Origin of the sequence: Streptomyces sp. NPDC002734, from assembly GCF_040295685.1 — a bacterium.
GTDB lineage: Bacteria > Actinomycetota > Actinomycetes > Streptomycetales > Streptomycetaceae > Streptomyces.
On record NZ_JBEOVU010000001.1, the window covers coordinates 323,550 to 335,499 of the forward strand.

12 protein-coding genes are annotated in these 11,950 nt (G+C 72.4%); 8 read left to right on the plus strand and 4 right to left on the minus strand.

Annotated features, from left to right (window positions below; translation table 11 throughout):
• Positions 1-18: 18 nt before the first annotated feature.
• Together ABT026_RS01475 and ABT026_RS01480 are read right to left on the minus strand one after the other, a co-directional pair.
• Positions 19-804: an SDR family NAD(P)-dependent oxidoreductase gene (locus tag ABT026_RS01475; RefSeq protein ID WP_351110915.1), complete on the minus strand. Its 786-nt coding sequence runs from the start codon at positions 802-804 to the stop codon at positions 19-21.
• Positions 805-988: 184 nt separating this feature from the next.
• Positions 989-1,324 carry a YnfA family protein gene (locus ABT026_RS01480; RefSeq protein ID WP_351110917.1) on the minus strand — a complete coding sequence of 112 codons (336 nt, stop codon included), beginning with the start codon at positions 1,322-1,324 and terminating at the stop codon, positions 989-991.
• A gap of 146 nt (positions 1,325-1,470) precedes the next feature.
• Here ABT026_RS01480 and ABT026_RS01485 point away from each other — a divergent pair, with 146 nt between their 5' ends.
• The 5 genes from ABT026_RS01485 (at position 1,471) to ABT026_RS01505 (ending at position 6,524) form a co-directional block, all read left to right on the plus strand.
• Positions 1,471-2,628 carry an LLM class flavin-dependent oxidoreductase gene (locus ABT026_RS01485; RefSeq protein ID WP_351111027.1) on the plus strand — a complete coding sequence of 386 codons (1,158 nt, stop codon included), beginning with the start codon at positions 1,471-1,473 and terminating at the stop codon, positions 2,626-2,628.
• Positions 2,625-3,251, plus strand: a complete 627-nt coding sequence (locus tag ABT026_RS01490; RefSeq protein WP_351110919.1) for an FMN reductase — start codon at positions 2,625-2,627, stop codon at positions 3,249-3,251. The genes ABT026_RS01485 and ABT026_RS01490 overlap by 4 nt, the downstream gene beginning before the upstream one ends.
• A 111-nt stretch (positions 3,252-3,362) precedes the next feature.
• Positions 3,363-4,082 (plus strand): response regulator transcription factor, encoded by a 720-nt coding sequence (locus tag ABT026_RS01495; protein ID WP_351110921.1) that lies wholly within the window; start codon positions 3,363-3,365, stop codon positions 4,080-4,082.
• A gap of 4 nt (positions 4,083-4,086) precedes the next feature.
• Positions 4,087-5,490 (plus strand): HAMP domain-containing sensor histidine kinase, encoded by a 1,404-nt coding sequence (locus ABT026_RS01500; protein ID WP_351110923.1) that lies wholly within the window; start codon positions 4,087-4,089, stop codon positions 5,488-5,490.
• 155 nt (positions 5,491-5,645) lie between these two features.
• Positions 5,646-6,524, plus strand: coding sequence for a hypothetical protein (locus ABT026_RS01505; RefSeq protein ID WP_351110925.1), 879 nt, complete (start codon positions 5,646-5,648; stop codon positions 6,522-6,524).
• A gap of 63 nt (positions 6,525-6,587) precedes the next feature.
• On the opposite strand, the gene ABT026_RS01510 is transcribed toward ABT026_RS01505, so the two are convergent.
• Positions 6,588-7,781, minus strand: a complete 1,194-nt coding sequence (locus ABT026_RS01510) for an RtcB family protein (protein WP_351110927.1) — start codon at positions 7,779-7,781, stop codon at positions 6,588-6,590.
• A gap of 192 nt (positions 7,782-7,973) precedes the next feature.
• Here ABT026_RS01510 and ABT026_RS01515 point away from each other — a divergent pair, with 192 nt between their 5' ends.
• The 3 genes from ABT026_RS01515 to ABT026_RS01525 all read left to right on the plus strand — a co-directional run bounded on the left by ABT026_RS01515 (position 7,974) and on the right by ABT026_RS01525 (position 11,586).
• Positions 7,974-8,864 (plus strand): DUF3558 domain-containing protein, encoded by an 891-nt coding sequence (locus ABT026_RS01515; protein ID WP_351110929.1) that lies wholly within the window; start codon positions 7,974-7,976, stop codon positions 8,862-8,864.
• Between the two features lie 178 nt (positions 8,865-9,042).
• Positions 9,043-9,849 (plus strand): DUF3558 family protein, encoded by an 807-nt coding sequence (locus tag ABT026_RS01520; RefSeq protein ID WP_351110931.1) that lies wholly within the window; start codon positions 9,043-9,045, stop codon positions 9,847-9,849.
• Between the two features lie 210 nt (positions 9,850-10,059).
• Positions 10,060-11,586: a DUF2637 domain-containing protein gene (locus ABT026_RS01525; protein ID WP_351110933.1), complete on the plus strand. Its 1,527-nt coding sequence runs from the start codon at positions 10,060-10,062 to the stop codon at positions 11,584-11,586.
• A gap of 33 nt (positions 11,587-11,619) precedes the next feature.
• On the opposite strand, the gene ABT026_RS01530 is transcribed toward ABT026_RS01525, so the two are convergent.
• Entirely contained in the window at positions 11,620-11,799 is a 180-nt protein-coding gene (locus ABT026_RS01530; RefSeq protein ID WP_351110935.1) for a hypothetical protein, read from the minus strand.
• Positions 11,800-11,950 lie beyond the last annotated feature (151 nt).

Genomic DNA, 11,950 nt, shown 5'->3' on the forward strand with positions numbered 1-11,950 from the left:
ACCGCGTGGCCCGGGTGGTCACAGTTCGCGGTGCACCTTGGTGTTGGAGGCCTGGGCGCGGGGGCGCAGGACGAGCAGGTCGACGTTGACGTGACTGGGGCGGGTGACCGCCCAGGCGATGGTGTCCGCGACGTCGTCCGCGGTCAGCGGCTCGGCCACGCCCTGGTAGACCTTGGCCGCCTTCTCCTGGTCCCCGTGGAAGCGGGTCAGGGCGAACTCCTCGGTCTTGACCATGCCGGGCGCGACCTCGATCACCCGCACCGGGGTGCCGACGATCTCCAGCCGCAGGGTCTCCGCGAGCACGTGCTCGGCGTGCTTGGCGGCCACGTAGCCGGCGCCGCCCTCGTAGGTGCTGTGCCCCGCGGTGGAGGACACCACCACCACCGTGCCGTCGCCGCTCGCGGTCAGCGCGGGCAGCAGGGCCTGGGTGACGTTGAGGGTGCCGATGACGTTCGTCTCGTACATCGTGCGCCACTCCTGCGGGTCGCCGGTGGCCACCGGGTCCGAGCCGAGGGCGCCGCCGGCGTTGTTCACCAGCACGCCGATGGTCTTGAACGCGGTGGCGAACTCGTCGACGGCGGCACGGTCGGTGACGTCGAGGGCGTACGCGGTGGCGGAGTGGCCCGCCGCCTCGATCTCCTCCGCGAGCGCCTCGATGCGGTCCTTGCGGCGGGCGGTCAGCACCACGCGGTACCCGGCCGCCGCCAGCTGCCGCGCGGTGGCGGCGCCGATGCCGCTGCTCGCGCCGGTGACGACGGCGATGCGGGAGGCGGGGGTGGGGGTGGCGGTGTAGGCGGCGGTCATGTCGGCGCGGCGCTCCCGTTCGAATGCGTTTCCAGGACGCCGCCAGAATAGGCACGCCCCCCGCCCCGGCGGTAAGCCGTCCCATCACGTGACGGCCCCTGCTCGCGGCCCCGCCTCGGCCCGCGGCCCGGCGACGGGAGCGGCCCAGGCCGCCGCGCGGCCGGCGCCCTCCCGAGGGCCGGGGTCAGCGGCCGCGGGGCGCGTACATGATGAGGGCCATGCCCGCGAGGCAGACGAGGGCGCCGGTGACGTCCCAGCGGTCGGGGCGGTAACCGTCGGCGATCGCCCCCCACGCGAGGGACCCCGCGACGAAGACCCCGCCGTACGCGGCCAGCACCCGCCCTAACTCCCCGTCCGGCTGGAACGTCGCGACGAACCCGTACGCCCCCAGCGCCAGCACCCCCGCGCCGATCCACGCCCAGCCGCGGCTCTCGCGGAAGCCCTGCCAGACGAGCCACGCGCCGCCGATCTGCAACACCGCGGCCAGCACGAAGAGCGCCGCGGACCTCACGATCCCCATCGGGCCACCCTGCCATGCCCGCCGCGGCCCGTCCGCCGCCGGACGCCCCCGGGTCCGCCTCCGACCGCGCAGGAATACCCGTCGCGCCCCCCTCGTTGTCGGATATAGTTCAACAATCAACAACATTGGAGTGAGCGACCATGACCATGGAGTTCGGGATCTTCTCGGTCGGCGACGTGACGGCCGACCCCACCACCGGCCGCACGCCGACCGAGCGTGAGCGGATCAAGGCCATGGTCGCCATCGCCCTCAAGGCGGAGGAGGTCGGCCTCGACGTCTTCGCCACCGGCGAGCACCACAACCCGCCCTTCGTGCCGTCCTCCCCCACCACGATGCTGGGCTTCGTCGCGGCGCGCACCGAGCGGCTCACCCTGTCCACCTCGACGACGCTGATCACCACCAACGACCCGGTGAAGATCGCCGAGGACTACGCGATGCTCCAGCACCTCGCGGACGGCCGGATGGACCTGATGATGGGGCGCGGCAACACCGGCCCGGTCTACCCCTGGTTCGGCCAGGACATCCGCGAGGGCATCAACCTCGCGATCGAGAACTACGCCCTGCTCCACCGCCTGTGGCGCGAGGACGTGGTGAACTGGGAAGGGAAGTTCCGCACCCCGCTCCAGGGCTTCACCTCCACGCCCCGCCCCCTGGACGGCGTGCCGCCGTTCGTCTGGCACGGCTCGATCCGGTCCCCCGAGATCGCCGAGCAGGCCGCCTACTACGGCGACGGCTTCTTCCACAACAACATCTTCTGGCCCGCCGACCACACCCGCCGGATGGTCGAGTTCTACCGCACCCGCTACGCCCACTACGGGCACGGCCGCCCCGAGCAGGCGATCGTCGGGCTCGGCGGCCAGGTGTTCATGCGGAAGAACTCCCAGGACGCCGTGCGCGAGTTCCGCCCCTACTTCGACAACGCCCCGGTCTACGGCCACGGCCCGTCCCTGGAGGACTTCACCCGGGACACCCCGCTGACCGTCGGCTCCCCGCAGCAGGTCATCGAGCGCACCCTGTCCTTCCGCGAGGTGGCCGGCGACTACCAGCGCCAGCTGTTCCTGATGGACCACGCCGGCCTGCCGCTGAAGACCGTGCTCGAGCAGCTCGACATCCTCGGCGAGGAGGTCGTCCCGGTGCTCCGCGAGGAGTTCGCCAAGGGCCGCCCGGCCGACGTGCCGGACGCCCCGAGCCACGCCGCGCGGGTCGACCGGGCCCGGGAGCGCGCCGCCGCCGAAGCCGCGGAGGCCACCGCCGCCCCCGCCACCACCGCCGTCACCGCACCCGAGAAGGAGGCCGCACGATGAAGCTGGTCGTCGTCTCGGCGGGTCTGAGCGTCCCGTCGTCCACCCGCCTGCTGGCCGACCGCCTGGCCCAGGCCACCGCCGACCGCACCGGCGCCGAGGTCACGGTGGTCGAGCTGCGCGACCTCGCTGTGGAGATCGCGCACAACTTCACCAACGGCTTCGCCGGCCGCGAGCTCGCCGCCGCCCAGGAGGCGGTGGCGGCCGCCGACGGACTGGTCGTCGTCACCCCGGTCTTCTCCGCCTCCTACAGCGGGCTCTTCAAGGCCTTCTTCGACGTCCTCGACCAGGACGCCCTCGACGGCAAGCCCGTGCTGATCGCCGCCACCGGCGGCTCGGCCCGCCACTCCCTGGTCCTGGACCACGCCCTGCGGCCGCTCTTCTCCTACCTGCGCGCCGTGGTGGTGCCCACCGGCGTCTACGCGGCCTCGGAGGACTGGGGCGCCCAGGGCCTCCAGGAGCGGATCACCCGCGCGGCCGGGCAGCTCGCGGCGCTGATGACCGGCCCCGGCCGGCTGCCCGCCGCCCGGGCGGCCCAGGAGGACGAGAGCGGCGTCGTGCGGGTCGGCGACCTGGAGACCGTCCCCTTCGAACAGGCCCTCCAGGCACTGCGCCGCCCCTCCTGACCCCCTTCTGCCCCCTCCTGACCCAGTCCCGGCCCCGCCCGGCCCACCACCCGCTCCGGGCGGGCCGCCGCGGCCCGAAGGGGCCGGGCACAGGAATGACACACTGGGCCCGTGCCCCACACCGTGCTGCTCGCCGAGGACGACCGCGCCATCCGCAACGCCCTGGCCCGTGCCCTCACCCTGGAGGGCTACGAGGTCACCGCCGTCGCCGACGGCGCCGCCGCGCTGGAGCAGGCCGCCGCCACCGCCCCCGACGTGCTGGTGCTGGACGTGATGATGCCCGGCGTCGACGGGCTCCAGGTCTGCCGCGAACTGCGCGCCCGCGGCGACCGCACCCCCATCCTGATGCTCACCGCGCTGGTCGAGACCGCCGACCGGATCGCCGGCCTGGACGCCGGCGCCGACGACTACGTGCCCAAGCCGTTCGAGGTCGACGAGGTCTTCGCCCGCCTGCGCGCCCTGCTCCGCCGGGCCGGCAAGGAGCCCGTCCACACGCCCGCCCCGCGCCCGGCGGACTCCGCCCAGGACCCCCGGACCCTGACCGCGGCCGGACTGCGGATGGACCCCTCGGCCCGCCGCGTCTGGCGCGGCGCACGCGAGATCGAACTCACCCGCACCGAGTTCGACCTGCTGGAACTGCTGCTGCGGCACGCGGGCGTCGTTCTCGACCACACCACCATCTACGACCGCATCTGGGGCTACGACTTCGGCCCCGGCTCCAAGAACCTCGCCGTCTACGTCGGCTACCTGCGGCGCAAGCTCGACGAGCCGGGCGCCCCGCAGCTGATCCACACCGTGCGGGGCGTCGGGTACGTGCTGCGGGAGGGCTGAGCGGATGCGCGGACGTCTGGGCCGGCTGGCCTCGCTGCGGACCGGCTTCGCCGTCTCCTTCGCGGCGGTCGCCGCCGCCGTCACCGTGGTGGTCGGCCTGCTCTCCTACAACGCTGCCGCCCGGATGGTCCGGGTGGACCAGCAGACGATATTCGCCGAGGTGGTCGGCGACCTGCGGGCCGAGGTGCGGCAGCGCCGCATGACGCCCGAGGACTTCTCCTCGCACGTCCCCGGCCACGACATCGTCCGCCCCAGCCGCACCGTCGTGCAGGTCCTCGGCCCGGACGGCTCCGTGGACGACCCCGGCCGCCCCGCCCTGCCGGTCACCGACGACGACCGGCGCACCGCTCTGCGGCAGGCCGCCGGACACAGCGTCGAGCACGCCGACATCGAGGCGGGCCACGACATGTACCGCATCGCCACCGTCTCGCTCGGCGGCGGACGCGGCGCGGTCCAGGTCGCCCACGAGTTCAGCGACACCGAGGACCTGCTGCGCGAACTGCAGCGCCGCACCGCCTGGCAGATCGTCGCCGTCGTCTTCGCCGCGGGCCTGTTCGGCTGGTGGCTCGCCCACCGCATCACCCGCCGCCTGGTCGCCCTGACCGACGCCGCCGAGGCGGTGGCCCGCACCCGGCGGCTGTCCATCCAGGTGCCCGTCACCGGCGCCGGCGAGGTGGGCCGCCTCGGGCGCGCCTTCGACCGCATGCTCGACCGGCTCGCCCAGTCCGAGGAGGACCAGCGCCGCCTCGTCCAGGACGCCGGCCACGAACTGCGCACCCCGCTGACCTCGCTGCGCACCAACATCTCCATGCTCGGCCGGATCGACGAGCTCCCGCCGCGGGTCCGCGAGGAGCTGGTGGAGGACCTGGCCACCGAGTCCCGCGAGCTGACCGACCTGGTCAACGAGCTGGTGGACCTCGCGGCCGGCCAGTCGGACACCGAACCGGTCCGCCCGGTGGACCTCGCGGACCTCGCCGAGGACGTCGCGGTGCACGCCCGCCGCCGCACCGGGCGCGACGTCCGGGTCTCCGTGGCCGGCGACACCACCGTCGACGGCCGCCCCTCCGCCCTCCAGCGGGCCATCTCCAGCCTGGTGGAGAACGCCGCCAAGTTCGACCAGGGGGGCACCGCCCCCATCGACGTCCGGGTCATCCGCCCCGAGGGCGCCGCCCACGTCCGCGTCGAGGTCCTCGACCGCGGCCCCGGCATCGCCCCCGCCGACCTCGGCCGCGTCTTCGACCGCTTCTACCGCACCCCCGCCGCCCGCAGCCTCCCCGGCTCCGGCCTGGGCCTCGCCATCGTCCGCGAGGTCTCCGCCTCCCACGACGGCGCCCCCTTCGCCTTCCGCCGCGACGGCGGCGGCTCGGTCATCGGGTTCACGGTGAACGAAAACTACGACGAACACTGAACGAGGACTCGCCTTTCCACCCCTACGCGTGAAGCTGGTCGATCGGGCCTCCGATGCGCGAACGCCCTGCCTACGCTCGCAGCTCAGGTAAACACGAGGGCCCTTGACGGGAGGCACCCCGCCAAGGGCCTGACCGAGGGAAGGGCTGACTCCCCATGGCCGACTGCGAGCCTAGCGCTCGACAACTGACGCTCGACGAGGCATTGGACGCTTCCGCGTCACCCGCCTTCATGGACCTGACAGTCCCCGAGTACTCCTACATGTTCGGATTCCTGCAGGCTGACGGTCATCTGCAGGGGAGCCCTGGCAAAAAGGGCCATCTCACAGCCGAACTCAATGTGCGGGACATCGAGATCCTGCAGCGCTTCCAGCGGCTGACGCCGCACCCGAGCAGCATCCGGGAGCGCTCCCGGGCGACCAACTTCTCGGCCTCGCACCACTCCGCCACATGGACGCTCTGCTCTCTCGCGGCGAGAACCCGGCTCAACGAGCTGGGGCTGCCTTACGGAAAGAAGTCCCGGGCCGTCGCTCCGCCGCGAGGTGACTTCTGCCGGCCCGACTACCTGCGCGGCGTCATCGACGCCGACGGCTCAGTGGGCTTCACCCGCACCGGGCTGCCCTTCGTCAGCTTGACCACCGAGAGCACAGCGATCGCCACCTACTTCTGCCACTACGCGCACGAGGTGTGCGGCGTACGGCGCACCGCCGGGCGCAATACCCGCGACAGTGTCTACAACGTGATGCTCGCCATGGAGCACGCGCAGACCTTCGCCGCCCACCTCTACTACCCCGGGTGCCTCGCGCTCGAGCGGAAGCAGCGAGCAGCGGACTCCCTCGCCTCATGGAAGAGGCCGGAGACCATGCGGGCGGCGCACACCCGGCGGGCATGGGCAACTCACGAGGACCGGGCGCTTCTCCGACTCAACGATCCGAAAGCCGCCGCAGAGGTGCTCGGCCGCACGCAGAAGAGCTGCACGATTCGCCTCTGGCGGCTCCGGCACGGCGAAGTTCCCATGCCGACCACCGAGGCCTGATCGTGGTCGTGCCCCCTTTTCACGGTCGAGCCGTGAAAAGGGGGCACGACGGCCCGGCAACCGTCAGCCCTTCACGCAGATGAACTGCTTGAGTTTGGCCACCACTTCCACCAGGTCACGCTGCTGGTCCATCACCTGCTCGATCGGCTTGTAAGCCGCCGGGATCTCGTCCACCACGCCGGAGTCCTTGCGGCACTCGACGCCCTGCGTCTGCCGCTCCAGGTCCGCCGCGGTGAAGCGCCGCTTGGCGGCGTTCCGGCTCATCCGCCGGCCCGCGCCGTGCGAGGCGGAGTTGAACGCCTTCGCATTGCCGAGTCCCTTGACGATGTACGTGGCCGTCCCCATGGAACCCGGGATGATGCCGAACTGACCCGGCAGCGCACTGATCGCGCCCTTGCGCGTGACCAGGAGATCCATACCGTCGTAGCGCTCGAGGTTGACGTAGTTGTGGTGGCAGCTGATCTCCGGCTCGAAGGCCACCTTCGCCTTCTTGAACTCCTTGCGGACCACGTCCTTCAGCAGCGCCATCATGATCGACCGGTTGAACCTGGCGTACTCCTGCGCCCAGTACAGGTCGTTCTCGTAGGAAGCCATCTGCGGCGTGTCCGCGACGAACACCGCGAGGTCGCGGTCGATCAGACCCTGGTTGTGCGGCAGGCTCTGCGCGACGCCGATGTGGTGCTCGGCGAGTTCCTTGCCGATGTTCCGCGAGCCGGAGTGCAGAGTGAGCCACACCGAGCCCTCAGAATCGAGCGTCAGTTCAATATAGTGGTTGCCGGATCCAAGCGTTCCCGCCTGCTTCGCAGCCCTTTCCTGACGGAACTTGACCGCATCGGCGATCCCGTCGAACCGGTCCCACAGGTCGTCCCACGCGGCGGTGGCGAAGCCGTGCATCCGGCCCGGGTCCACCGGGGAGTGGTGCATCCCCCGGCCGACCGGGATGGCCTGCTCGATCTTCGAGCGCAGCCGCGAGAGGTCGCCCGGCAGGTCGTTCGCGGTCAGCGACGTCCTCACCGCGGACATCCCGCAGCCGATGTCGACGCCCACCGCCGCCGGGCACACCGCGCCCTGCATGGCGATCACCGAGCCGACCGTCGCGCCCTTGCCGTAGTGGACGTCGGGCATCACCGCGAGGCCCTTGATCCACGGCAGCGTCGCGACGTTCTGCAGCTGCCGCATGGCGACGTCCTCGACCGCGGCGGGGTCCGTCCACATACGGATCGGCACCTTGGCGCCCGGTACCTCGACGTACGACATGACCGACCATCTCCCCCGAAAGCGACAACGAAAGACGCCCAGGACCTGACAGGCCCGGACAATCCCGAAAAGCATGACCAACGTCACGAATGCGACCGCAGACCGGCGTTCCCGGTGGCGTGTGCGATACACATTGTCTGCCGGGACCCGGTCCCGTCGGCAACCGATTAACCCCTGGAGAGGAGCCCGTCCGTGCAGCGGAAGGCGTACACCCTCGGCATCGCCGCGCTGCTCACGGCCGTGCTGGCCGGCTGCAGCGGCGGCCCGTCCGAGGGGGAGCAGGCCGACGACTCCAAGCCCGGCGCGGCCGACGCCACCGTGGCCGAGGCCGAGCCCGGCCGCTACCGCACGCTGCCCGAGCCCTGCGGCGCGGTCGGTGAGGAGCGGCTGGACCAGCTGCTGCCCGGCCTGCGGCGGATCGCGGACGAGAAGAAGCGCGAGGCCGCCTACGAGGGCACGGCCTCCCTCACCTACGACCTGGACCGCCAGGTGGGCTGCCGCTGGCAGGCCGAGTCGAAGTCGGCGACCTCCTCGCTGTCCGTGGACTTCGAGCGGGTGGTCTCCTACGAGCCCGAGGTGGGCGACGACGACAAGGCCGCCGAGCTCTTCACCGCCCAGCGCGAGAAGGCCGGCGTACCCGCGCCCGGCGCCGAGCCCTCCGCGGACGCCGACCCCTCCTCCTCCGCCTCACCCTCGTCATCCTCCTCGTCGTCGAAGAAGCCCGCGGACAAGGACACGGGCGGGGCGACCGGGGACAAGGCGACCGGGGCCGCCGCGAGCGGGTCCGGGGCCTCGGACGAGGCCGGGGACACCGGAAGTCCGGAGGACCCGGCCGGGGCCGGCCCGTCGCCGCGTTCCCTCGAGGAGCTCGGCGACGAGGCCTTCGTCGACGACACCCTCGGCACCACCGGAACCAGCGCTTCCGAGCGCACCGTGACTGTGGTGTTCCGCACGTCCAACGTCCTCGTGACGGTCGAGTACACCAGCCGTCCGACCCGCGCCGGCGAGAGCGCCGACAGCGAGGAAATGCAGGACAGGGCCCAGGAACTGGCCGCTGAGCTGGCCGAGGAACTGGCCGGCTGACACCCTGGCACAGCGCTCGCCCGCCTGTCCGCGGAACGCCTCGGGCCGGGCGACGGCCCTCGCTCACCGCGTACCGTGGCCTGTCGGACCGGATCGATCACCAGACCTGACGTCATCCGCCGGGTCGGGGGTATCCGGGTCCCGCAGGAGCCGAAGCGAAGCCGTGAGTGAAGGAACCATGCAGCGAGCGCACCGAGCCAACCGTCCCGTTCAGCGAGTCGTCCGCGCCCTGACGGGCGCGGCAGTCCTCCCCGTGATGCTCGTCGCCGCAGGGTGCTCCTCGGACGCGGAGCCGAAGTCCGACGCGAAGCAGAGCGCGAGCAGCGACAAGCCCTCCGCCAAGCCCTCCCCGACGCTGGAGCCGGCCGCCTACAAGGAGCTGCCGAAGGCGTGCGACGCGCTGGGCAAGAAGACGCTCGACGACCTGGTGCCCAAGCGCGGGAAGTCCGAGAAGGCCGGCCGCACCGACGACGCCGGCACCCGGGCGAGCTGCACCTGGAACAGCCTGGACGACAACGGCGTGAAGGGCTCGCAGTACCGCTGGCTCAGCGTCTCCCTGCTGCGCTTCGACTCCGACACGGTCCGCGGCGCGGCCGCCGAGCAGGCGATGAAGCAGTACGAGACGTCGATCGAGGACGCCCGCAACACCGCGGACGCCAAGAAGGTCGCCGACAAGCCGGTCAAGGGCGTCGGCGACGAGGCCACCCTGGTCACCTACGACCTGAAGAAGAAGGAAGGCCTCTTCAAGCAGCAGACCGTGGTCGTGCTGGTGGAGAACGCCGTCGTGACGATCGACTACAACGGCGCCGGTCTGGCCGGCGAGGGCGCGCCGAGCGCGAAGAAGCTGAGCGAGCAGGCCGTCGACGCCGCGAAGGAGGCCGTCGGCAAGGTCACCACGGCCAACGACGCCGAGGGCGCCGGCGACGCGGACGGTTCCTCCGCCTCCCCGTCGGCCTCCGCCTCGAAGTCCGCCGCCAAGTCCTGACCCCCGGGCCGCCCGCCCGGCCCGCGAGAACGGCCCCGGCCGCGTCGCGGCGGCGGGTGGCCGGGAGGGCCGTGCGAGACGTCCCCTACGTCCTGCGCCGTCCGGGTCGTGCGGCACGTCACGGGTGCCGGTGCGGTCGACCGACCGACCGGCACCCGTACACATGTGCAACCCTGGTGCGCGCAACGGACAGTCTGGAAGGGGAGTCGGGTGGCCACGCCACAGCTCACACGGACGCATCGCATCCTCATCGGGGTGGTGATCGCGGGCGCCGTGGTCATCGCCGGCATCGGCTTCGCCGGCTCGTACGCGGCCGTGCGGGAACTCGCCCTCCAGAAGGGGTTCGGGAACTTCTCGTACGTCTTCCCGATCGGCATCGACGCCGGCATCTGCGTCCTGCTGGCGCTGGACCTGCTGCTGACGTGGATCCGGATCCCGTTCCCCATGCTGCGCCAGACGGCCTGGCTGCTGACGGCCGCGACGATCGCCTTCAACGGCGCCGCCGCCTGGCCGGACCCGCTGGGCGTCGGCATGCACGCGATCATCCCGGTCCTGTTCGTGGTCGCCGTCGAGGCCGCCCGGCACGCCATCGGGCGCATCGCCGACATCACGGCCGACAAGCACATGGAGGGCGTGCGCCTCACCCGGTGGCTGCTGTCGCCGGTGCCGACCTTCCTGCTGTGGCGGCGGATGAAGCTGTGGGAGCTGCGCTCCTACGAGGAGGTCATCAAGCTGGAGCAGGAGCGGCTGGTGTACCGCACCAGGCTGCGGGCCCGCTTCGGCCGCGCCTGGCGCCGCAAGGCCCCGGTGGAGTCCCTGATGCCGCTGCGTCTGGCCAAGTTCGGCGTCCCGCTGGCGGACACCGCCGCGGCGGGTCTGGCGGCGGCGGGCATCAAGCCGGCCGTCGTCCCGGCCGCCGAGGTCGAGCGCGAGACGCCCGCCGCCTCCGCCGTGAGCGCCGCCGAGGGCGTCCCGCAGTTGGAGGGCACCGCCGCGCAGCGGCCCCAGGCCCGCACCCCGCAGCCCCAGCAGCCTCCCCGGTACGACCGGCAGCAGCCGGGGCAGCCGTGGCAGCCCCAGCCCCAGCCCCAGCCCCAGCCCCAGCAGGGCTACCAGCAGGCGCCCGCGGATCAGCAGGGCTGGGCCGGGGAGCCGCAGATGCCCGCCGACCAGCAGATCCACTACGGCGAGGACGGCAGCGCGTGGTTCTACGACCCGCGCCTGGGCAGCTACAGCCCCGCCACCTACCAGCCGGACCCGGCCACCGAGCAGTGGTACGCCCAGCAGGCGCCCTACCGCCCCGAGCAGGACCCGCAGCCGGAGCCCGCCCCGTCCGCCGCCTCGCCCGAGGACACCGGCACCTTCCCGGTCCCCGTCGGCCAGCCCGGCGGCCGCACCCGCCAACTCGGTGAGGGCGCCCCGCCCGAGGCGGAGCAGGCCCCCGAACCGGAGCCCGCGCCGGTGTCGGCGCCGGAGATCACCATCCCGGGCCAGCGCCAGGAGCAGCAGCCCGAAAGCAGCGCCCCGGTGGAGTTCGAGTCGGAGCGGGAGCGCGAGGACGCGTACTACCAGGTGTTCCGCCGCGCGATCGACAACGGCTTCCCCACGCCGCGTCAGTTCGGCGAGGAGATCGAGGCGGAGTACGGCCACAAGCCGACGTCCACCGAGCTCAAGGCCATGGTGGAACGTTTCGCCACCCGTCACGACGTCGAGCTCGCCCAGGACCACATCGCCTGACGCGGCACACGCCCGACGGCGCGGACCGGCGGCTCAGGTTCGGCGCGCCGTCGACCGCCGCCGCAGGTACCCGCGGACGACCAGTCCGAGCGCCGCGACCAACAGCACCGTCAGGATGCCGACCTCGAGCGCGCCCGCCCGGGATCCGATCAGCGTGAGCAGGGCGACGAACGCGATCACCACGACCACGATCTGCCCGATGAGACGACCCATGTGCGTACCTCTCTCCGAAGTGAGGCCCCAAGATCACGCAGTGGGCCGAGGGCACTCTAGCCACCCGCCCCAGGCCGGGGACTCGAACGGCTGAACGCACCGGTGCCCCGGTGGTCGCGAGACCACCGGGGCACCGTCGTGCGTGCGCCCG